The sequence below is a fragment of the Streptomyces sp. NPDC001568 genome, from assembly GCF_042893755.1.
Lineage (GTDB): Bacteria > Actinomycetota > Actinomycetes > Streptomycetales > Streptomycetaceae > Streptomyces.
Window position 1 is genome coordinate 485481 of the sequence record NZ_JBIAVF010000001.1, and the last position, 21603, is coordinate 507083.

General features: G+C 73.8%; 15 protein-coding genes. 7 read left to right on the forward strand and 8 right to left on the reverse strand.

The window, feature by feature from the left end; all coding sequences use genetic code 11:
* The first annotated feature begins 22 nt into the window (after positions 1 to 22).
* From ACFY0I_RS02350 to moeZ, 5 genes are all read left to right on the forward strand, one after another.
* Positions 23 to 1651: a DUF3492 domain-containing protein gene (locus tag ACFY0I_RS02350; protein WP_388888962.1), complete on the forward strand. Its 1629-nt coding sequence runs from the start codon at positions 23 to 25 to the stop codon at positions 1649 to 1651.
* Positions 1648 to 2751, forward strand: a complete 1104-nt coding sequence (locus tag ACFY0I_RS02355) for a hypothetical protein (protein WP_388888964.1) — start codon at positions 1648 to 1650, stop codon at positions 2749 to 2751. Before ACFY0I_RS02350 ends, ACFY0I_RS02355 begins: the two co-directional genes overlap by 4 nt.
* Positions 2752 to 2849: 98 nt before the next feature.
* The gene (locus tag ACFY0I_RS02360) at positions 2850 to 3842 is read left to right on the forward strand and encodes an NAD-dependent epimerase/dehydratase (protein WP_362877493.1); all 993 of its coding nucleotides are present in this window, start codon (positions 2850 to 2852) and stop codon (positions 3840 to 3842) included.
* Positions 3830 to 4594 carry a spherulation-specific family 4 protein gene (locus ACFY0I_RS02365; RefSeq protein ID WP_388888966.1) on the forward strand — a complete coding sequence of 255 codons (765 nt, stop codon included), beginning with the start codon at positions 3830 to 3832 and terminating at the stop codon, positions 4592 to 4594. Before ACFY0I_RS02360 ends, ACFY0I_RS02365 begins: the two co-directional genes overlap by 13 nt.
* Before the next feature lie 81 nt (positions 4595 to 4675).
* Positions 4676 to 5854 carry an adenylyltransferase/sulfurtransferase MoeZ gene (moeZ, locus tag ACFY0I_RS02370; protein ID WP_281209676.1) on the forward strand — a complete coding sequence of 393 codons (1179 nt, stop codon included), beginning with the start codon at positions 4676 to 4678 and terminating at the stop codon, positions 5852 to 5854.
* A 98-nt stretch (positions 5855 to 5952) separates the two neighbouring features.
* Here moeZ and ACFY0I_RS02375 read toward each other — a convergent pair whose 3' ends face one another.
* The 7 genes from ACFY0I_RS02375 to ACFY0I_RS02405 all read right to left on the reverse strand — a co-directional run bounded on the left by ACFY0I_RS02375 (position 5953) and on the right by ACFY0I_RS02405 (position 16839).
* Positions 5953 to 7548 carry an alpha/beta hydrolase gene (locus ACFY0I_RS02375; protein WP_388888970.1) on the reverse strand — a complete coding sequence of 532 codons (1596 nt, stop codon included), beginning with the start codon at positions 7546 to 7548 and terminating at the stop codon, positions 5953 to 5955.
* Between the two features lie 87 nt (positions 7549 to 7635).
* On the reverse strand, positions 7636 to 9015 hold the full coding sequence (gene hemG, locus ACFY0I_RS02380; RefSeq protein WP_388888973.1) for a protoporphyrinogen oxidase: 1380 nt from the start codon (positions 9013 to 9015) through the stop codon (positions 7636 to 7638).
* 34 nt (positions 9016 to 9049) lie between these two features.
* On the reverse strand, positions 9050 to 10267 hold the full coding sequence (locus tag ACFY0I_RS02385) for a TIGR04053 family radical SAM/SPASM domain-containing protein (protein ID WP_388888975.1): 1218 nt from the start codon (positions 10265 to 10267) through the stop codon (positions 9050 to 9052).
* A complete protein-coding gene (narI, locus tag ACFY0I_RS02390) occupies positions 10264 to 10989 on the reverse strand; it encodes a respiratory nitrate reductase subunit gamma (RefSeq protein ID WP_388888978.1) in 726 nt (241 codons plus the stop codon). The genes ACFY0I_RS02385 and narI overlap by 4 nt, the downstream gene beginning before the upstream one ends.
* Positions 10989 to 11705 carry a nitrate reductase molybdenum cofactor assembly chaperone gene (gene narJ, locus ACFY0I_RS02395; protein ID WP_388888981.1) on the reverse strand — a complete coding sequence of 239 codons (717 nt, stop codon included), beginning with the start codon at positions 11703 to 11705 and terminating at the stop codon, positions 10989 to 10991. The genes narI and narJ overlap by 1 nt, the downstream gene beginning before the upstream one ends.
* The gene (narH, locus tag ACFY0I_RS02400) at positions 11702 to 13222 is read right to left on the reverse strand and encodes a nitrate reductase subunit beta (RefSeq protein WP_388888983.1); all 1521 of its coding nucleotides are present in this window, start codon (positions 13220 to 13222) and stop codon (positions 11702 to 11704) included. Before narH ends, narJ begins: the two co-directional genes overlap by 4 nt.
* 5 nt (positions 13223 to 13227) lie before the next feature.
* Positions 13228 to 16839, reverse strand: coding sequence for a nitrate reductase subunit alpha (locus tag ACFY0I_RS02405; protein WP_388889311.1), 3612 nt, complete (start codon positions 16837 to 16839; stop codon positions 13228 to 13230).
* Between the two features lie 299 nt (positions 16840 to 17138).
* Here ACFY0I_RS02405 and ACFY0I_RS02410 point away from each other — a divergent pair, with 299 nt between their 5' ends.
* Positions 17139 to 17876, forward strand: coding sequence for a YwiC-like family protein (locus ACFY0I_RS02410; protein ID WP_388888985.1), 738 nt, complete (start codon positions 17139 to 17141; stop codon positions 17874 to 17876).
* Between the two features lie 48 nt (positions 17877 to 17924).
* Entirely contained in the window at positions 17925 to 18521 is a 597-nt protein-coding gene (locus ACFY0I_RS02415) for an HD domain-containing protein (RefSeq protein ID WP_388888988.1), read from the forward strand.
* A 60-nt stretch (positions 18522 to 18581) separates the two neighbouring features.
* Here ACFY0I_RS02415 and ACFY0I_RS02420 read toward each other — a convergent pair whose 3' ends face one another.
* Positions 18582 to 21524 (reverse strand): YbhN family protein, encoded by a 2943-nt coding sequence (locus ACFY0I_RS02420; RefSeq protein ID WP_388888991.1) that lies wholly within the window; start codon positions 21522 to 21524, stop codon positions 18582 to 18584.
* Between the last annotated feature and the right edge of the window lie 79 nt (positions 21525 to 21603).

Sequence of the window (21603 nt, forward strand, 5' to 3'; positions counted from 1 at the left end):
AGGGAGATCGGGGGTACCACCCGTGCGGATCGCACTGCTCACGGAAGGCGGATATCCGTATGCGGCCGGCGAGGCGAGGCTGTGGTGCGACCGGCTCGTGCGCGGGCTCCCGCAGCACGAGTTCGAGCTCTACGCGCTGAGCCGCAGCGCCGGTCAGGAAGGCGCGGGTCACGTCCCGCTCCCCGACCACGTCACCCGCGTACGGACCGCCCCGCTGTGGGCTCCCGCCGACGACGGGCGCACCCACTCCCGCCGCGAGCGGCGCCGCTTCACCGAAGCCTTCGGGGACCTGGTCCGGGGCGTCTGCGCCGGCCAGGGCGACCCGTTCGCCGCCGGGCTCTACGGACTCGCCGAACTCGCCCGCGAACAGGGCGGGATGTACGCCGCCCTGCGCTCCGAGACAGCCGTGCGCACCGTCGAGTCCGCCTGCCGGGCCGGCGGCGCGGGCCGCGCCGTCCGGGCGGCGCAGGTACCGGACCTGCTGGAGTTCGTCGACGAACTGGAACGGGCGCTGCGCCCGCTGTCCCTGGACTGGTACGAGGACGGCGGCGAGGGACTCGGCGCGGTCGACGTCTGCCACGCCGCCGCCGGCGGGGTCGCCGCCCTCCCCGGACTCCTGGCCAAACGCTTCTTCGGGGTCCCGCTGCTGGTCACCGAGTACGGGGTGCAACTGCGCTCCCACTACCTGGCCGACACCGACGACACCCGGCCCGCGCTCCGCGCCCTGCTCGCCGCCTTCCACACCCGCCTCGCCGGGGAGATCTACGCCCGGGCCGACCTGCTGACCCCCGGCAACGCCCACGCCCGCCGCTGGCAGGAGCGCTGCGGCGCCCCCCGCGACCGGCTGCGCACCGTCTACCCGGGGATGGAGGCGGACCGATTCGCCGCCGTGGGCGAGGAGCCGGGCTGCGGCGACCCCGACACCCTGGTGTGGGTCGGCAGGATCGACCCGGCCAAGGACCTGATCGCCCTGCTGCACGCCTTCGCCGAGGTCCGCAAGGACGCGCCGCGGGCCCGGCTGCGGATCCTCGCCACGGCCGTCGCGCCCGGCGCCACCGCCGTCAACTACCTCGCCGACTGCCAGTCGTTGGCCGCGCAGCTCTTCCCCTACGAGGCCGCCGACGCCCGTACGGTGGGGGAGAGCCCGGTCACCTTCGAGGAGGTCGGCGGCCCCGAGGTGCCCTCGCCGGCCGACGCGTACGGCGCGGGGCGGATCGTGGTGCTGTCCTCGGTGATCGAGGGCTTCCCCATCACCCTCGCCGAGGCCATGTTCTGCGGCCGGGCCACCGTCTCCACCGACGTCGGCGCCGTCCGCGAGGTCATCGGCGGGACCGGGCTCGTCGTCCCGCCCCGCAACCCGCGCGCCCTCGCCGACGCCTGCCTCGCCCTGCTGGGGGAACCCGAACGGGCCCAGCGGCTCGGGGCGGCGGCCCGGGCCAGGGCCCTCGAACTGTTCACCGTCGAGCAGAACGTCGGCGCCTTCCAGGACATCTACCTGCGGCTGCTGGCCCGCGGTTCCGCCCGGCCCGACGGCGAGATCCCCTTCGAGCAGCCCGCCGAGGCCCGGGTCCCGGGCCACTGGACCACCCCCACCTGGGCGACCCCCGGCTCCGCCGGCGACGCCTCCGGGATCACGGAGGCCACCGCGTGACCACCCTCGACCACGGCCCCCTCGCGGGTGACGCGCACGGCTCCGGCGGGGCGCCGGTCCTGCCGGTCGCGGCGGCCGGACCCGTCGCGCCGGTCGCAGCGGTCGCGGCGGCCGGACCCGGCGCCCCGGTCGCCCCGGCCGCGCGGCCCCTCGCGGCCGGACCCGTCGAGCCGCTACCCACCGCCGCCGACCTCGATCCCCGCGCGGGCTCCGAGGCGCCCGTCCCGCAGGCCCCCCGGCGGCGTACCGCCGGCGGGGACCCCGTCAAGTCGCTGCTGCACCGGCACCGGGAGCTCTGCGAGCGGGCCGTCGACCCGCTGGAGATCGCCGCCGGACTCGAAGCGCACGGCATCACCGACCGCACCGCCGCCCGGTTCCGGCACCGAGACGTCTTCTCCCTCGCGGAGGAGCTGTACGCGCGCACCCCCCGGGACGAGGCCCGCCCCGTCCCGGCCGCCCCGGCGCCGGCCGGCCGCGCGGCGACCGGACGGGCGCTGCGCGGCGTCGGGTACTCCCTGCTGCCCGGCGCCCTCGCGGTCGGCGCGACCGCCACCGGGACGCCGTGGGCCGGCCCCCTCGCGGCGCTCGTCACGGCCGGGGCCCTGGTGTGGCCCGGGCGCGCCGCCGGCGGCCGGTTCCCCTGGGTCGCCCACCTGCTCGGCGCGGCCGCCGTCGGCTGGGCCGCGCACCGGCACGGACCCGCCCTCGGCGTCGCCCTCGCCCTGGCCGTCGCGCCCGGGCACCTCGCCGCGGTCCTCTTCGCCGCCGGGGCCCGGCGCCGGCTCGCCGCCAGTCGGGCCCTGGAGGACTTCGCCGACGGGGCGCGGCCCCTGCTCGCCGGGACCCTCCTGCTGTTCACCGCGGCCGCCACGGGGGCGGCCGCGGTGACCGGAGCGCCCCTCAGCACGGCGGTGCCGCTCGCGGTGCTGCTGTTCCTGGCCCGGCTGCTGCTCGGCCACGGCGCGCACCGCGCTCCGCCGGCCGTGGCGCTGGCCCTCGCCCTGGTCCCGGTCCCGGCGGTGGTGACCGCCGCCGCCGCGGGACTCCTCGTACACGCCTTCCTCGCGCTGTCCCGGGCCTCGGCCCACGCGCGTCCCTGAGCTTCGGAGCCGACGCCGGAGCGCCGTACCCCCTACCGAACCCCACCACCAAGGAGAAACAGGATGACCGGCCAGCCAAACAACCAAGGGGCGGCGCGATGAGGGTGCTGCTGATCGGAGCCAACGGGTACCTCGGCCGCTACGTCGCGGACCGGCTGCTCGCCGACCCCGCCGTCCAGCTGACCGCGCTCGGCCGCGGGGACGACGCCGACGTCCGCTTCGACCTCGCCACGGGCAGCCCCGGCGCGCTCACCCGCTTCCTCGACGCCGTCCACCCGGGCGTCGTCATCAACTGCGCGGGCGCCACCCGCGGCGGCGCCCGGGAACTGACCCGGCACAACACCGTCGCCGTCGCCACCATCTGCGAGTCGCTGCGCCGCAGCGGCTGCGGGGCCCGGCTCGTCCAGCTCGGCTGCGCCGCCGAGTACGGGCCCAGCCAGCCCGGTTCGTCCACGGCCGAGGACGCCGTGCCGAGACCCGGGGGGCCGTACGGCGTCAGCAAGTTGGCCGCCACCGAGCTCGTCCTCGGGTCGGGGCTGGACGCCGTCGTCCTGCGGATCTTCTCGCCCGTCGGTCCCGGTACCCCCGCAGGCTCCCCGCTCGGCCGGCTCGCCGAGGCCATGCGGCGGGCCATGCAGTCCGGGGACGGCGAGCTCAAGCTGAGCGGCCTCGGCGTCCAGCGCGACTTCGTCGACGTACGGGACGTCGCCCGGGCCGTGCACGCCGCCTCGCTGTCCGCCGCCCAGGGCGTCGTCAACATCGGCACCGGCCGGGCGGTGCGGCTGCGCGACGCCGCGGCCGTCCTCGCCCGGGTCGCCGGGTACGGGGGAGCCCTGCACGAGCTCGACCTGCCCCAGCACGGGCACCCCGGCCGGCCGCCGGGCCTCGCCGCCATCGGTTCGCCGCGCTCCGAGGCGACGCCCGAGCAGATCGCCGGGACCGCCCCGCAGCCCTACCCGTACCCGGACGGCTGCGGCCCTTGGCAGCAGGCCGACGTGCGCACCGCCCGCGACCGGCTCGGCTGGCGACCGCGGATCAACCTGGAGGAATCCCTGGCGGACATCTGGATGGAGGCGGCGTGCCGCATCTGACCACGCCGCCCGGAAGCCCGGCGGCCGCCGCGACCGAGGCCGGCCGCCTCGGTCTCGGTGCCCCGGGCTACGCCCACCCCCTGCTCGCCCCCGTCGAATGGGCCGAACTGACCCGGCCCGGCACCCCGCTGCACTGGGCGGTCCTCAACGTCACGGAGGGTCCGGGCGGCCGTCCCGACCCGCACTGCGGCGACGCGGCGGCGAAGCTGCGGGCCCCCGGCGCCGGCGGTCCCCGGCTGCTCGGTCATCTCGCCATGCGAGACGGTGCGCGGCCCCTCGCGGAGCTGGTCGCCGACGCGCACCGGTTCCGCGACTGGTACGGGGTCGGCGGCTTCTACCTCGCCGACGCGCCCGCCGACCGGGCGGAACTGGCCTTCGTCCGCCGGGTCGTGGACGCGCTGCGCGGGCTCGGCGAGGAGCTGCTGATCGTCCTCGGACACGGCACCCACCCGTACGCGGGCTACGCGGAGGCCGCCGACCAGCTGGTCACCTTCTCCGGGGCCTGGGCCGACTACCGCTGGTCGCAGGTGGCGGAGTGGACGGCCGAGCATCCGCCGGAGCGGTTCTGCCACCTCGTCCACGGGGTGCCCCGCACCCACCTGGAGGAGGCCGTCCGGATCGCCCGCTGGCAGGGCGCCGGCACGGTGTGGCTCACCGACCGGCGGGGCGCCGGGGACCGGGACCCGTGGGCCTCGATGCCCGGGTACTGGGACGAAATCGTCTCGCGGATCGGGACGAGTGTCTCGGAATGAAGTGGAGCGTGGCAGTGTTACGGGACATAACTAGCCTTTGATGCTCCCCGTGACCGCGGGGATGACCCGCCTGGAGCCCCCGTGTCGCTGCCACCCCTGGTAGAGCCAGCTGCTGAGCTCACCGTTGACGAGGTCCGTCGGTACTCCCGTCACCTGATCATTCCCGATGTCGGGATGGACGGGCAGAAGCGCCTGAAGAACGCCAAGGTGCTCGCGGTGGGCGCCGGCGGCCTCGGCTCGCCCGCCCTCATGTACCTGGCCGCGGCCGGCGTCGGCACGCTGGGCATCGTGGAGTTCGACGAGGTCGACGAGTCGAACCTGCAGCGCCAGATCATCCACAGCCAGGCGGACATCGGCCGTTCCAAGGCCGCGTCGGCGCGCGACAGCGTGCTGGGCATCAACCCGTACGTCAACGTGGTCCTTCACGAAGAGCGGCTCGAAGCCGAGAACGTGATGGAGATCTTCAGCCAGTACGACCTCATCGTCGACGGCACGGACAACTTCGCCACCCGTTACCTGGTCAACGACGCCTGCGTGCTGCTGAACAAGCCGTACGTGTGGGGTTCGATCTACCGCTTCGACGGCCAGGCCTCGGTCTTCTGGTCCGAGCACGGACCGTGCTACCGCTGCCTGTACCCGGAGCCGCCGCCGCCGGGCATGGTCCCGAGCTGCGCCGAGGGCGGCGTGCTGGGCGTGCTCTGCGCGTCCATCGGGTCCATCCAGGTCACCGAGGCCATCAAGGTCCTCACGGGCGTGGGCGAGCCGCTGGTCGGCCGCCTGATGATCTACGACGCCCTGGAGATGCAGTACCGCCAGGTCAAGGTCCGCAAGGACCCCGACTGCGCGGTGTGCGGTCCGAACGCGACCGTCAAGGAGCTCATCGACTACGAGGCCTTCTGCGGCGTCGTGTCGGAGGAGGCCCAGGAGGCCGCCGCGGGTTCGACGATCACTCCCAAGCAGCTCAAGGAGTGGATCGACAACGACGAGCCGATCGAGATCATCGACGTCCGCGAGATCAACGAGTACGAGATCGTCTCGATCCCCGGCGCGAAGCTGATCCCGAAGGGCGAGTTCCTGATGGGCACGGCCCTCCAGGACCTGCCTCAGGACAAGCGCATCGTCCTGCACTGCAAGACGGGCGTCCGCAGCGCGGAGGTCCTCGCCGTCCTGAAGTCCGCGGGCTTCGCGGACGCGGTGCACGTCGGTGGCGGAGTCATCGGCTGGGTCCACCAGATCGAGCCGGAGAAGCCGATCTACTAGGGCGACCCCGGTCCCCGAACGCCCCGACGGGGCCGTACCGCGTCCGCGCGGTACGGCCCCGTTCGCGTTCTCCCCGGGGCGGCCCCGGGGTCACGGGCTCAGGTGCTTTCCGAGGCCTGCGGCCCGTCGGGGGTCTTCGTGGCGTCCGGGACCGCCGTGCAGACCGAGTTCGCGGTCGGTACCTTCCCGTCCAGCAGGTAGCCGTTCACCGCCTTCTGCACGCAGGGGTCGCCGCTGTTGTACGCGCCGTGCCCCTCGCCCTTGTACGTCAGCTCGACGCCCACGCCCTCACCGAGGCGCTCCACCATCTTGCGGGCGCCCTCGTACGGGGTCGCCGGGTCGCCGGTGTTGCCGATCACCAGGATCGGGGCGGAGCCGGGGGCGGAGACGTCCGGGGTGTCCCAGGCGCCCGCCACGGGCCAGTCGGTGCAGCTCAGCATGGCCCAGCCGAGGAAGTCCCCGAAGACGGGCGACGCCGCGCGGAACTCGGGGAGCTTGGCCCTGGTCTGCTCCAGGGTGTGGCGCTCCTTGGAGTCGGCGCAGTTGATGGCCGTGTTGGCGGCCATGATGTTGCTGTAACGCCCCTGCTGGTCGCGCCCGTTGAGGGAGTCGGACAGCGCCATCAGCAGCTGGCCCTGACCGCCCTCCGCCTCGTCGAGGCCCTGCTCCAGCAGCGGCCACAGCTCCTTGGAGTACAGGGCCTGCGCGATGCCGTTGGTCGCCGCGCTCTCCGTGAGCTGCCGGTCGCCGATGCCCGCGATGGGCTTGGCGGCCAGCGACTTCTGGAGCTTGATGACGTTGTCCTCGATCTCCTTGGCGGTGCTGCCCTGGAGCTGGCAGGCGTCGCCCCGGTCCACGCAGTCCTGCGCGAAGTTGCCGAGGGCGAGTTGGAAGCCCTTGGCCTGGCCGAGGGAGCCTTGCTCGGAGGTCTGTGTCGGGTCCACGACGGCGTCGAAGACGGCCCGGCCGACGTTCTTGGGGAAGAGGTGGGCGTAGACCCCGCCGAGCTCGGTGCCGTAGGAGATCCCGAAGTAGTTCAGCTTCTCGTCGCCGAGGGCCTGACGGATCCGGTCCAGGTCACGGGCGGCGTTCTCGGTGCCGACGTAGGGCAGGACCTGGCCCGAGTTCGTCCGGCAGGCCTTCTGGTACTCCTTGATGCTGTCCAGGTACGCCTTCTCCTGCGCGGGGGTGACCGGCGAGGAGTCCTGGGCGTAGTACGCGTCCAGTTGCTTGTCGGTCTCGCACCGGACGGGGGCGCTGGCGCCCACGCCCCGGGGGTCGAAGCTGACCAGGTCGTAGCGGTCGCGCAGGGCGTCGAACTCCTTGGCCGCGCCGGGCAGCGTGGCGATGCCGGAGCCGCCCGGGCCGCCGAAGTTGAAGACGAGCGAGCCGATCCGGTTCTTCGGGTCCCGCGCCTTGGCGCGGATCAGGGCGATCGGGATCGTCTCGCCCCCGGGGTCCGCGTAGTCCAGGGGCACGTCGAGGGTGGCGCACTGCCAGTCCTTGCCGGGCGTCGGGCCGCCGCCCTGGAGGGCGGTGGGGGCGTCGCACTCGCCCCACTTGAGGGGCTTGGTGTCGCCGGAGCCGTCGGCGCCCGGTTTCTTCGCGTCGCCCCCGTCGGAACAGGCGGCGGTGGTGAGCAGCGCGGCGGCGAGGGCGGCGGCAGCGGCGTTCCGCAGGGCGTTTCTCGGCATGTTCCCCATCCTGCGGGGGCCGTGGCCGCTCCGCCCGCGCCGTGGGCCGTTCGGGGGGCCGACGGCCCCGCCGTGTCGGCGTCGGGGTCAGTCGTCGGCCAGGATCTCCTTCGCGGCGTTGCGGCCCGTCGCCACGCAGGCCGCGACGCCCACGCCCTCGTACGCCGCTCCGCACACCGCGAGGCCGGGGAGCTTGCCGACGGCCTCGCGGATGCGCGTCACCCGCTCCCGGTGGCCGACGCCGTACTGCGGCAGCCCCCGGTCCCAGCGGGTCACGCGGGCGGCCAGGGGTTCGCCCATGGGGCCCACCGCGTGGTGGAGTTCGGCGATCGCGGTGCGCACCAGGTGCCGGTCGGGCCGGTCCAGCAGCTCTTCCTCGCCGATCCGGCCGATGGAGGCGCGGAGCACGAACACGGAGGGGGCCGAGTCCTGCATCCAGGCCCACTTGTTGGAGAGGAACGAGGCGGCCTTGAGGGCGTGGCCGTCCACGGGCGGGACGAGGAAGCCGTTGCCCTGGGGCAGGAAGCGGGACCTGGCCCGGGAGAAGGCCATGGTGACGACGGCGGTCGAGGCGTGCTGGATGGCCGCGAGCTCCTCCTCGGCGAGGGGGGAGTGGGGCCGCAGCAGTTCGGCCGCGGCGAACGCGGGGAGCGCGAGGATCACGGCGTCGGCGTCCATCGTCAGCGGGCCGTCGGAGGTCATCGCCTGGACGCGCCAGCCGCCGCCCGGCAGCCGGTGCAGGGACCGGGCCGTCGTGGAGGTGAGGATGCGCGCGCCGCAGGCCCGCGCCACGGCCTGCGGGAACCGGCCCGTGCCGCCGGCCACGCCCTGTACGGCCACCGCGGCCGAGCGGGGCGCGCCCGCGGCCCGCATCCGGCGCAGGGCGGGCAGCAGCGGGGCGCCCTGTTCGGCGAGGGCGGCGATGCGGGGCATCGCCGCGCGCAGCGAGAGGCGGTCGGCGCGGCCGGCGTAGACGCCGCCCAGCAGGGGTTCGACCAGCCGGTCGACGGCCTCCTGGCCGAGGCGGGCGCCGAGGTAGGCGCCGACCGAGCAGTCCGCCGTGAGCGGGGCGGCCGGGAGGGTCTCCTCCGCCGCGGCCCGCCGGACGCCCTCCGGGGAGAGCAGCCCGGTGCCGGTCAGGGCGGAGGGGTCGGTGGGGATGCCCATGACGTGCCCGGCGGGCAGCGGGCGCAGGGCGCCGTCGGTCCAGACGGTGGTGGGGGACCGCGCCGGGTCGCACAGGGCGTTGCCCAGGCCGACGGCCGCGGCCAGTTCCACGGCCTCCGGTCGCAGCGCCATCAGTGACTCGGCGCCCTCGTCGACGGTGACGCCGGCGATGGTGCCCGTACGCAGCTTGCCGCCGACCCGGGCCTGGCCCTCCAGCACGGTGACGTCCGCGCGTCCGCGCAGCTGCCAGGCGGCCGCCAGACCGCTGATGCCGCCACCGACGACGATCACTGAACGCATTGTCTTCTCCTGCGGCCGTGGACGATATGTTCCCTTATGGAACATATGGGAGAGAGGGGGCTCGGCATATCGTGCTTTCGGTCAGGGCCGCCACCTCCCGCGGATACGGGAAGCTCCCCGGCTCGTACGCGCAGTAGGGATCCGCCGCCAGCACGTCCCCGGTGGCGCCGTACGCCCGCGACCGCGAGCCCCCGCACACCCCCCTGTACTCGCACGCCCCGCACCGGCCGCGCAGCAGCGCGGGATCGCGCAGCGAGGCGAACAGCTCCGACTCCCGGTAGACCGAGGTCAGCGTGCGGTCCTTCACGTTGCCGCCGGACAGCGGCAGGAAGCCGCTCGGGTGCACCTCGCCGGTGTGCGAGACGAAGACGAAGCCGCGCCCCGAGGAGACGTCCATCGGGGCCCGGCGCACGGCCCGCCGCGCGCCCTCGAAGAACCCGAGGTCGCCGGCGCGGGCGCGCAGCCGCTCGTACAGCGGGCCGAGGGCGGGACGCTCGCCGCGCGCGTCGAGCACGGTCCGCTGGAGCGCGACCCGGCGGAAGTGGTGGCCCTCCGTGGTTTTGGTGGCCATCACCGCGCCGCAGTCGTGCAGGAAGTGCAGGACGTCCTCGATCTCCGCCGGGGTGAGCGGGTCCATGCCCCGCGCCCGCCCGGTCGGCACCAGCAGGAAGCCCGACCACAGCATCGCGCCCTCGCGCCGCACGAGGTCCGCGATGTCGGCGAGGTCCTCCAGGCCGTCGCGCGAGACCGTGGTGTTGACCTGCACCTTCAGGCCCAGTTCGCGGGCGGCCCGCCAGCCCTCCAGGGTCCGCTCGTACACGCCGGGCACGCCCCGGAAGGCGTCGTGCCGGGCGGCGGTGGAGGCGTCCAGGGACAGCGAGAGCGCCACCGCGCCGGCGTCCCGGACGGCTGCGAGGTTCTCCCGGGTCAGGGTCGGGGTCCCGGAGGGGGAGACGGCGACCCGCAGCCCGAGCGAGGTCCCGTACGCGATCAGCTCCGTGAGGTCGGCGCGCTGGAAGGGGTCCCCGCCGGTGATCACGAACAGCGGACCGGGCCGGCCGAAGGCGGCACTCTGCTCCATCACCCGGCGCGCGTCCGCCCCGTCGAGTTCCCGCGGGTCGCGGGCCGTCAGCGCCTCGGCCCGGCAGTGCAGGCAGGCCAGCGGGCAGGCCCGGGTGGCCTCCCAGATGACGAGGAAGGGGCGTTCGGCGACCGCGTGCCGGGGCCGGCGCACGATGGTGGGCCGCTTCACGACAGCCGCTCCCAGCCCCGCTTCGGCGGACGGTTCGCCTGCTGCCCGGGATCGCGTCGCCGGTAGACCACGTAGGGCCGGGCCAGGTACTTCAGCGGCGCGGAGAACATGTGCACCAGCCGCGAGTACGGGATCAGCGCGAACAGGGTGAGGCCGAACAGGATGTGCAGCTTGAAGACCAGCGGCGCGCCGGCCATCAACCCGTAGTCGGGGGTGAGGGTGAACAGGCTGCGGAACCAGATCGAGATGCCCTCGCGGTAGTTGTAACCACCGGTCTGTCCGGTCGAGTTGAGGAGGGTGGCCGTCAGCCCGAGCGCCATCGCGCCGAGCAGGACGGTGTACATCAGGTGGTCGCCGCGCAGGGTCGCCCGGCGGACCGCCGGGACCGTGAACCGGCGGTACACCAGGATCCCGATGCCCGCGGCGGCCGCGACGCCCGCGACGGCGCCGGTGGAGACGGCGAGGAGGTGGTAGGCGTGGTCGCTCAGCCCGAGGGCGTCGGTCCAGTCCATCGGGACCAGCAGGCCGACGACGTGGCCCACGACGACGAACAGCATGCCGAAGTGGAAGAGCGGGGAGCCGATCCGCAGCAGCCGGGACTCGTGCGACTGCGAGGAGCGGGTGGTCCAGCCGAACTGGTCGTAGCGGGCCCGCCAGACGGTGCCCGCGACGAGCAGGGCGATCGAGACGTACGGCAGCACGCCCCACAGGAGGAGGTCCATCAGGCCGTCCTCCTTCCGGCGGTGGGCCAGGGGAGGTCGGCGGTCCGCGCGGGCGGGAAGCCGCCCGCGAGCACCGCGGGGAAGTCCGCCGGCAGGTCCTGCGGCGATTCGATGCCCGGGCCGAACGGTTCGAGCGCCGAGCCCGCGCCCACCAGCTCCTGCGGCGGCCCGTTGCGCGCCAGCGCCTTCGCCGCCGCCCGGGTCTGCGGCGAGGTGCCGGGCAGGGTCGCGCAGACGGCCTCCAGGACACGGGCGTACGGGGACCCGGACTCGGTGAGCGCGAGGCGCAGCAGCTCCAGCCCGGCCCGGTGCTCCTGGAGCAGTTCGGTGCCGGCCTCCTCCCGCAGCGCCGCGAACTCCAGGGCCACCGGCAGGAAGTCGGGGAGTTCCTCGCCGGCGAACTCCAGCCCGAAGTCCCGGTAGATCCGCTTGAGTCGGACGAGGGACAGGCCGCGCCGGCGCGTGTCGCCGTCGGTCCACCAGGTCAGGTAGAGGCAGCGCCGGTTGCGGGTGTCGAACGTGGCGGTGTACTCGGCGCACAGCTCGATCGGCCCGAGCCGCTCGGTGTGGTCGAGGAACGCGCGGAGCAGCGCGGCCGGTTGGGCGGGTGCCCCGGCGAGGGCCGCCCGGAGCCGGGGGAGCTCGTCGTGGAAGTGCTCGCCCGGGTACTGCAGGGCGCAGCCGGCGACCAGGCGTACCAGGCCATGGGGGTTCACGAACTCCTCCTGGTGGAGCTGAGGTTGAGCATCACGCGGGGCTCCGCCGGCTCGCCCACGGGGCAGCCGGCGTCGAGCGGGTGGGTGTCGGCGAGGGCGTCCGCCTCGGGGCGGGCGGCCGTGGGGACCACGTACCGGTCCTCGATCTTGGCGATGGCCAGCAGCCGGAACATGTCCTCCATCTCGCGGCCGGTCAGCCCGACCGCGGCGGCGATCGACTCGTCCTTCGGCTCGCCGAGGTTGATCTTCCGCATGTAGGCCCGCATGGCCGCCATCCGGCGCAGCACCGCCTCGACGGCGTACGTGTCGCCCGCCGTGAGGATCGCCGCCAGGTACTCGACGGGGATGCGCAGCGCGTCGATCGCCCCGAACAGGTTGCCCGCGTCCTCGCCGTCGCTGCCGGTGGCGGCGACCGCCTCGACGACGGGGGACAGCGGGGGGACGTACCAGACCATCGGCATGGTGCGGTACTCCGGATGGAGGGGGAGGGCGACCTGGTAGCCGGCGATCAGGTCGTACACGGGCGACTCGCGGGCCGCCTCCAGCCACTCGTCGGTGATGCCGGCCGCCCGGGCGGCCGCGGCCACGGCCGGGTCGTGGGGGTCCAGGAAGCAGTCCACCTGGGCGGGGTACAGGTCGTGCTCGTCCTCGACGGCCGCGGCCCGCGCCACCGCGTCGGCGTCGTAGAGCATCACGCCGAGGTAGCGCATCCGGCCCACGCAGGTCTCGGAGCACACGGTGGGCATCCCGACCTCGATGCGCGGGAAGCAGAACGTGCACTTCTCGGCCTTGCCGGTGTGGTGGTTGAAGTACACCTTCTTGTACGGGCAGCCCGTCACGCACATGCGCCAGCCGCGGCAGCGGTCCTGGTCGACGAGGACGATGCCGTCCTCCTCGCGCTTGTACATCGCGCCCGAGGGGCAGGACGAGACGCAGGCCGGGTTCAGGCAGTGCTCGCAGATCCGGGGGAGGTAGAACATGAAGCTCTGCTCGAACTCGAAGCGGATCTTCTCGCCGACCTCGTCGCGGACCTTCTCCACCATCGGGTCCTTCGGCGCGTGCGCGGGGGCGCCGCCGAGGTTGTCGTCCCAGTTGGGACCCCATTCGATCCTGTCGATGGGTTCCCCCGTGAGCTGGGAGACGGGCCGGGCCGTGGGCAGGTCGTCGCCGGCCGGCGCCTCGGTGAGGTTCTTGTACTCGTAGGTCCACGGTTGGTAGTAGTCGTCGATCCCCGGCAGGTCCGGGTTCGCGAAGATCTTGCCCAGTTTGGCGAGGCGCCCGCCCGCCCGCAGCCGCAGTCGGCCGGAGCGGGTGCGCTCCCAGCCGCCCTTCCACTTCTCCTGGTCCTCCCAGCGGCGCGGGTAGCCCTGGCCGGGGAGGGTCTCCACGTTGTTGAACCAGACGTACTCGGTGCCCTGCCGGTTGGTCCACGCCTGCTTGCAGGTGACCGAACAGGTGTGACAGCCGATGCACTTGTCGAGGTTCATGACCATCGCGATCTGTGCCATGACGCGCATGCGGATCAGTACTCCACCTTCTGGTCGCGGCGGCGGATGACCGTCACCTCGTCGCGCTGGTTCCCGGTCGGGCCGAGGTAGTTGAAGGCCCAGGTCAGCTGGGCGTAGCCGCCGATCAGGTGGGTGGGCTTGAGCATCACCCGGGTCAGCGAGTTGTGGATGCCGCCGCGGCGGCCGGTCTTCTCCGTCTTCGGGACGCCGACGGTCCGCTCCTGCGCGTGGTTCATATAGACCGTGCCGGGCGGCATCTTGTGGGAGACGATCGCGCGGGCGGTGACCACCCCGTTGCGGTTGACCGCCTCGATCCAGTCGTTGTCCGCGACACCGATCGCCTCGGCGTCCTGCGGGGACATCCACACCGTCTGGCCGCCCCGGCCGAGCGTCATCATGTACAGGTTGTCCTGGTACTGGCTGTGGATCGCCCACTTGTTGTGCGGGGTCAGGTAGCGGACGGCGACCGTCTTCCCGTCGACGACGCCCAACTCGGGCTCCCCGTACAGGGTGTGCATGTTCAGCGGCGGCTTGTAGACGGGAAGGGACTCGCCGACCTCGTGCAGCCAGTCGTGGTCGAGGAAGAAGTGCTGGCGGCCGGTGAGGGTGTGCCAGGGCTTGAGGTGCTCGGTGTTCACGGTGAAGGCCGTGTAGCGGCGACCACCGGCCTCGGAGCCCGACCACTCCGGCGAGGTGATCACCGGGACCGGGCGGGCCTGCGTGTCGGCGAAGGTGATCCGCTTGCCCTCCGCCTCGGCGGCCAGGTGCGCCATGCGCGTGCCGACCTGCTTCTCCAGCGTCTCGAACCCCTGGGTCGCCAGCCGCCCGTTGGAGGTGCCGGACAGCGAGAGGATCGCCTCGCAGGCCCGCCGGGCCGTGTCCAGACGCGGACGGCCGTCCGCCACACCACCCCTGACCAGGCCGTTCTTCTCGCCGAGGTAGGTGACCTCCTCGGCCACGTCGTAGGTGATGGCCTTCGTCGTCACGCCGAGCCGCTCCACGAGCGGGCCGAGCGCGGCGAACTTCTCGCCGACCGCGCCGTAGTCCCGCTCGACGACCGTCAGGTTGTACATGGTCCGCCCGGGTACGGGTGCGCACTCGCCCTTCGACCAGTCCAGGGCCACCCCGCCCGGCTGGGCCATCTCGCCGCCCGCCGTGTCGTGTTGGAGCGCGGTGGCGACGAGGTCCTTGCGAACGCCGAGCCGGGGCCCGGCCAGCTCGCCGAAGCGGCGGGCGATCGCGAGGAAGGCGTCGTAGTCGGAACGGGCTTGCCAGGGCGGGTCCACCGCCGGGGTGAACGCGTGCAGGAAGGGGTGCATGTCCGTCGAGGACAGGTCGTGCTTCTCGTACCAGGTGGCCGCCGGGAGGACCACGTCGGAGAGCAGCGTCGTGGACGTCATCCGGAAGTCCATGGACATCAGCAGGTCCAGCTTCCCCTCGACGTCCTCCTCCCGGTAGGTGACGTCCCTCGGCTCACAACGCGGGCCGTCGTCCGGGAGGTTGGAGTGGGTGCCCAGGAGGTGCTTGAGGAAGTACTCGTTGCCCTTGGAGCTGGAACCGAGGAGGTTGGCCCGCCACACGTTGAGGACGCGCGGCCAGTTCCGCGGGGCGTCCGGGTCCTCGCCGGCGAAGCCCAGGGTGCCGTCCTGGAGGCGACGGACCGTTTCGCCGACGGGGTCCTCGGCCTCCGCCAGCTCCAACGGGTTGCGGTCGAAGGTCGGGTACGACGGCATCCACCCCATGCGGGCGCTCGCCGCCAGGCAGTCCGCGCCCGTCATCCCCGCGAACGCGCCCGACGCGAGCGGCGAGGCCAACGCCTCGGCGGGCAGGGTGTCGTAGCGCCACTGGTCGGTGTGCAGGTAGAACCAGGCCGCGCCGATCATCTGGCGCGGTGGCCGCGACCAGTCGGAGGCCGCCGCGAGGGTGGCCCAGCCGGTGACCGGACGGCACTTCTCCTGCCCGACGTAGTGCCCCCAGCCGCCCCCGTTGCGGCCCTGGCAGCCGGTGAGGGTGAGCAGGGCCAGGAAGGAGCGGTAGATGGTCTCGGAGTGGAACCAGTGGTTGGTGCCGGCGCCCATCAGGATCATGCAACGGCCCCCGGACCGTTCGGCCGTCTGCGCGAACTCCCGTGCCACGCGGGCCGCCTGGGCCGCCGGTACCGACGTCAGCGACTCCTGCCAGCCGGGGGTGCCGGGCTGCGAGGCGTCCTCGTACCCGGTGGGCCACTCGCCGGGCAGGCCCGGGCGGCCGACCCCGTACTGGGCCAGCATCAGGTCGAAGACGGTGGTGACGAGCCGGTCGCCGAGCCGCCGCACCGGCACCCCGCGACGGACGACGCCGCCCCGCTCGTCGTCCTCGAAGCGCGGCAGGACGATCTCGGCGCTCGCGCCTTCCCCGAGGAGCGACAGCCGGGGCACGGTGTCCCCGAGGTCCAGGTTCCACTCGGGCGTCTCGTTCTTCCCCCAGCGGTGCCCGAGGGTGCCGTTCGGGACGACGGCCGCACCCGTGACGTCGTCGACGAGGACGGTCTTCCACTCTGCGTTCTCGGTGTCCTGCCCGAGATCGGCCGCCGTGACGAACTTGCCCGGCACCAGGCCCCGTTCGGTCTCCGTGAGCGAGACCAGGAAGGGCAGGTCGGTGTACCGGCGGACGTAGTCGGTGAAGAAGGGGGTCTCCTTCTCCACGAAGAACTCCTTGAGGACGACGTGGCCCATCGCCAGGGCCAACGCCCCGTCCGTACCGGGGTGCGGGTGCATCCACTCGTCGGCGAACTTCGTGTTGTCCGCGAAGTCCGGGGAGACGGTGACGACCTTCTGGCCCCGGTAGCGGGCCTCCGTCATCCAGTGCGCGTCCGGAGTGCGGGTCACCGGGACGTTCGAGCCCCACATCATCAGGTACGCCGCGTCCCACCAGTCGCCCGACTCGGGCACGTCCGTCTGGTCGCCGAACACCTGCGGGGACGCCACCGGAAGGTCGGCGTACCAGTCGTAGAAGCTCAACATCGGGGCGCCGATGAGCGAATGGAAGCGGGCGCCCGCCGCGTGCGAGGCCATCGACATCGCGGGGATCGGCGAGAAGCCCGCGACCCGGTCCGGACCGTGCTCCGCGATGGTGTGCACGTGCGCGGCGGCGATGATCTCGGTCGCCTCCTCCCAGGTCGCGCGCACCAGACCGCCCTTGCCGCGAGCCCGCTGGTACGCCCGCCGGCGCTCCGGATCGCCCTGGACGTCCGCCCACGCCGCGACCGGATCGCCCAGACGCGCCTTGGCCTCGCGGTACATCTCCAGCAGCGTGCCGCGCACGAGCGGGTAGCGGACCCGGGTGGGGGAGTAGGAGTACCAGGAGAACGAGGCACCGCGCGGGCAGCCGCGCGGCTCGTACTCGGGACGGTCCGGACCGACGGACGGATAGTCGGTGGCCTGGGTCTCCCAGGTGATGATCCCGTCCTTGACGAACACCTTCCAGCGGCAGGAACCCGTGCAGTTCACGCCGTGCGTGGAGTGCACGACCTTGTCGTGGCTCCACCGGTCCCGGTAGAAGGCTTCGGCGGCGCGGCCGCCCGTCCGGTGCACCGTACGCAGGTCGTCGGACACCTCGGCGCGGGTGAAGAAGCTGCCCGCCCTGATGAGCGACTCGACGGCGTTCGGCCGCGCCCGGTCCTCCTGACGCCCCCGGCTCTCCTGACGCCCCCGGCTCTTCTGACGCTCGTGCACAACGACCCTCCAGGGCGGGAAACGGGACGGAACGGACCCCGGATCGACGCTACGCCCGCCGCGGCCGCGAACCCGGTGACAAAGGTCCCGTCCACCCGTGACCTCCTTCCACACTTTCGCGGGCCCCGCGGGTCCACCCTGAGAGGGGACCCCAACTGCGCGGGGTCGCTGGCGAATCGGGCGGAGCGCGGCAACAGGAGGAGGGCGCGGCGGTGGCAGCCGACGGATACCGCTGGATCCCCGACCAGCACGGGGCGTGGGCGATGCTGGCCGTGCCCTTCCTCGTGGGCACCTTCCTCGCGCCCCGCCCCGGCCCCGAGCACGTCCTGCTCCTCGTCGGCTGGCTCCTCGGGTACGCGGCCGTCTTCCACGCCCAGCAGTGGCTGCGGCTGCGGGCGCGCGGCCTGCGCTCGGCCGGCCGGCACGGCCGTCCGGCGGCGGTCCTGGGCGGCGCCGCCGCTGCGGCGGGCCTGCCCCTGGTGGCGTTGAACCCCTGGCTGCTCCTCGCGGGCACGGCGGCGGCGCCCTTCGTCGCGGTGAACACCCGGTACGCGGTGCGGGGCCGGGAGCGGGCGCTGGTCAACGGCCTGGTCGCGGTGGTCCCGGCCTGCGGGATGCTGCTGGTCGCGGCCCGGCTCGGCGGTGCGGACCCGGGGGCCGTGTGGCGGCCGGCGCTGGCCTGCCTGCTCTACTTCGCGGGGACCGTGCCGTACGTGAAGACCATGATCCGCGAGCGCCGCTCCCCGGCGTACCGGCGCGGCTCCATCGCCTACCACGCGCCGGCCCTGGCCGCGGCGAGCGCCCTGTCCCCCTGGCTGGCCCTCCCCTTCACGGCCTGCCTCGTCCGCGCGATCGCCCTCCCGGGCCGAGGCCTGAAACCCCCGGTGGTCGGCGCGGTCGAACTCGCCCTCTCGGCCGCCCTCCTGACCACCCTGCTCACGGCGTTCTGAGGGCGGGCGCGGCCATCCGCCCCCGCCCGCCGGGGCTATCCTGCGCCGATGCCCTCAGTCGACGCCCTGTCACGCGCCCTGGAATCCGACGCCGAACCCGCCCTGAGGCCCCTGCCGCCGGTGGTGGCCGACATGCTGCGCTCCCTCGAAGCCCCGCCCCGCCTGGCCGCGCACCTGAGGGCCGTCCACGACGTGGCGTGGCAGCTCGCCGACTGGGTTCGCGACCGGTGCCCGGACCTCGCCTTCGACCGGGAGGCCGTGCTCTTCGGGGCCGCCACCCACGACATCGGCAAGACCCTGCACCCGGAGGAACTGTCCGGGCCGGGCTCGGCCCACGAGGAGGCCGGCCGGACCCTCCTGATGGAACGCGGCTTCCCCGCGGAATCGGCCCGGTTCGCCGGCACCCACGCGGCCTGGACGCGGCCCGGCGTGCTGACGGAGGACCTGCTGGTCAGCACCGCCGACAAGGTGTGGAAGGACAAACGGGTCCCGGAGCTGGAGGACCTGCTCGTCGGCCGACTCAGCGGGGCGACCGGGAGGCCCCCGTGGGAGGAGTACCTCGCCCTCGACGGGCTGCTGGAGCGGATCGGCGCGGGGGCCGGCCCGCGGCTCGCGTTCCAGGCGGCCTTCCCCGTACGCACCTGAGCCGTGCCCGCGCTCCCGGGCGGGCACGGCTCGCCCCGCCCGGGAGCGCGGGGGCGGTGGCTAGATCGCTTCCTTGCGGGTCAGGAAGTTGAAGGAGATCCAGCCCGGGAGGACCGGGAGCCAGAAGGTCATCGTGCGGAACAGGAGGACCGCCGAGATGGCGATGTCCCGGTCCAGGCCGGCCGCGACCAGGCCGACCACGAGCGCGGCCTCCACCGCGCCGATGCCGCCCGGGGTCGGCGCGGCCGAGCCCAGGGCGTTGCCGGCGAGGAAGACCACCGCGATGCTCGCGTAGCTGATGTCCTCGCCGCCCCCGACGGCGCGGATCGAGGCGTCCAGGCACAGGACGAAGCAGCCGGTCAGCAGCAGCATGCCGCCGATGCCGGTCAGCAGCTTCTGGGGCCGCTGCAGGACGTCGAGCATGCGCGGGACGACACCCGCGAACAGGGCCCGGACCCGGGTCACGACGAACTTCCGCAGGAACGGGACCGCCGTCACCACCAGCACCAGCACCGCGACCGTCAGCAGACCCGCGATGACCGCTCGGGACGGCGTCATCTCCGGGGTCTTCTCGGTGCCCGTCAGATAGCCGAACGCCAGCAGCAGCAGGACGTGGCTGGCCAGCCCGAACAGCTGCGAGGCGCCGACGCTCGCCACCGCCAGCCCCGGCCGGATCCCGGCCCGCTGGAGGAAGCGCGTGTTCAGCGCGACACCGCCGATCGCGGCCGGCGCCACCAGCTTCACGAAGGAGCCCGCCACCTGGGCGACCACCGTCCGCAGGAACGACACCCGCTCCGGTACGAAGCCCAGCAGGCTCATCGCGGCGGCGAAGTAGCTGAGCACCGAGAAGGCCAGCGCCGCCCCGACCCAGCCCCACTGGGCGTTCGCGATGATGGTCCCGAGTTGCAGGTCGGCGATCTGCGACAGCAGGAAGTACGCCGCGAACGCCGCCGCGATGAAGGACACCAGCGTGCGCGGCCGGATCCGCTCCAGCCGGGCCGGTTCCACCGGCGCCTGCGGACGGATGAGCAGCACCTGCCGGCGGATCTGGCTGAGGAGGTCCTCCTCCCGCGCCTCTTCCATGGCGTCGTCCAGCGCCCGCTTCTCGGCCTTGCGCTCGGCGGCCGGGCTGGTCGACGCCGCGGCCTGCTCCGCGCCCGCCTCGCGCTCGGCCTTCGCGATCCGCGAGGACTCCAGTACGGCCTCCCGCTCCCGGGCCGCCCGCTCCCGCGCGAGCCTGCGCAGCGTCGAGCGGGTGGAGCGGCTCAGCGCGATCGGCTGGAGCAGCGGCAGGCAGTCCGCCACCGCGTCGGGCCCGAGCACCGAGACCGCCGAGGCCACCGACCGCTCCGGGCCGACCCGCAGGCCCAGCGTCGTCAGCAGCTGCGCGATGTCCATCCGCAGCACCAGGTCACCGGCCGCGATCTCGCCGCCCCGCAGGTCGGTGAGGATGACCTTGCCGGAACGATCCACCACCAACGCGTCCCCGGTGAGCCTGCGGTGCGCGATGCGCCGCGACTGGAGGGCCCGTACCTGCTCCCACGCGTTGCGGGACAGCTCGTCGGTGATCTCCTCGTCGGACAGCGCGTCAAGGCTCCGCCCGCCCAGGTGCTCGTAGACGAGCATCACGGCGTCCGGCCCCAGCTCGGAGGTGGCGATCAGCTTCTGCGCGTTCGCCCCGGCCGCGATGGCCGCGTACGCGAGCAGGGCCTCCTGCTCCAGCGCCTGGCGCAGGGACTGGATGCTGCGCCGCGTGGTGATCCCGCGCAGGGTCAGCCGTCGCCACACCCGGTAGAAGAAGCCCTGGGCCTGCTGTTCGCGGTCCACGACGGTGACGTCCAGCGCGGGCCCGTCCTCCAGGGTGACGTGGTAGCGCCGCCCCCGGTCCCCGGCCTCGGCGCCGTCCCCGTCGGGCGCCTCCGCGCGCATCGCGCTGACCGGCTGGAAGCCGACCCGGCGCAGTCCGGCGAGGAGGTTCTGCCCGGTCGGCCGCACGTTCGGCGAGCCGACCGCGTACAGGGTGCCGTACGCGACGCTCCAGCCGATCAGCACCGTCAGGATGATCGAGAACGGCGTGGTGTAGCCGCTGACCAGCATCGCGAAGGCGTCCAGCAGCAGCACCACCCACAGGGCCACCCGCCAGCGCGGGCGCCGGGTCATCCCGACTGCGGTCATGTACGCGATCACGGGCGCGAGGTAGCCGTGCACCGGATCGGTGAGCGCCCCGGCGACCCCGGTGGGCCGGGTGAGGGCGTCCTGGACGGTGGCGGATGCCGCCTGCGAGACCCACAGGTCGGTGGCGAGGGTGACGCCGTGCGCGAGGACGGCGGCGAGGACGCCGTCGGCGATGCGCAGCCCGTCGCGCTTGATCAGCCGCTCGATGGCGAAGGCCACCGGGACCAGCAGTACGGCGATCGAGGACACCAGGCCCGCGACCTTGATCAACAGATCGGGCGCCTGGCCGGTGCCCTTGGTGATGTCCTGCTCCAGGCCGGCGGTGGTGGCGTGGGCGAACGCGGCGATGCCGAGGACGACGGCGATGCCGAGGATGCCGGCGAGGAGACGTACGAGGTCGGAGGGCCGGTGCACGCGGGCGGCGAGCAGCGGCTCGTCCACCTCGACGCGGTCGGCGGCGGTGGGGTGGTGACCGGGCGGGTCGTCGGGGTGGGCGTCGTCGGACCGGGCGTCGGCTGCGGCGTCGGAGTCGGCCTTGGCGTCGGAGTCGGCCTCGGCGGGGTGCGCGGCATCCGCCGGGCGCACCGCTGCGCCCTCGGGGTGCGCGTCGGGACCCGAGCCGGGACCCGCGCCGGACACCGCGGCGCTGCCCGCGTCCGCGGGCGTGCCGGGGCGCGCTTCGGCGAGGGCGGCGGCGTTCGGAGCGGGGCCGGGGCGTTTGCCCGCTTCCCCGCCGTCACCGGCGCGGCCGCCCCGACGACGGCCCTTGCCGCGGCCCTTGCGGCCGCCCCGGCCCGCGCCCGGCGTACTGCCGTCCGGAGGGCTCACACCCTGCTCCTTCGCCGTCACATCCGTCTCTTCTTGATCACGTATCACCAGTCACCGCCCGGAAGATGGTGGCACGGAC

Bases quoted from the DNA above. Each gene is read 5' to 3' on its own strand.
- hemG (WP_388888973.1), bottom strand. From the start codon at position 9,015: ATGCGTTCAGTGATCGTCGTCGGTGGCGGCATCAGCGGTCTGGCGGCC.
- ACFY0I_RS02360 (WP_362877493.1), top strand. From the start codon at position 2,850: ATGAGGGTGCTGCTGATCGGAGCCAACGGGTACCTCGGCCGCTACGTC.
- narH (WP_388888983.1), bottom strand. From the start codon at position 13,222: ATGCGCGTCATGGCACAGATCGCGATGGTCATGAACCTCGACAAGTGC.
- ACFY0I_RS02415 (WP_388888988.1), top strand. From the start codon at position 17,925: ATGCCCTCAGTCGACGCCCTGTCACGCGCCCTGGAATCCGACGCCGAA.
- ACFY0I_RS02375 (WP_388888970.1), bottom strand. From the start codon at position 7,548: ATGCCGAGAAACGCCCTGCGGAACGCCGCTGCCGCCGCCCTCGCCGCC.
- narI (WP_388888978.1), bottom strand. From the start codon at position 10,989: ATGGACCTCCTCCTGTGGGGCGTGCTGCCGTACGTCTCGATCGCCCTG.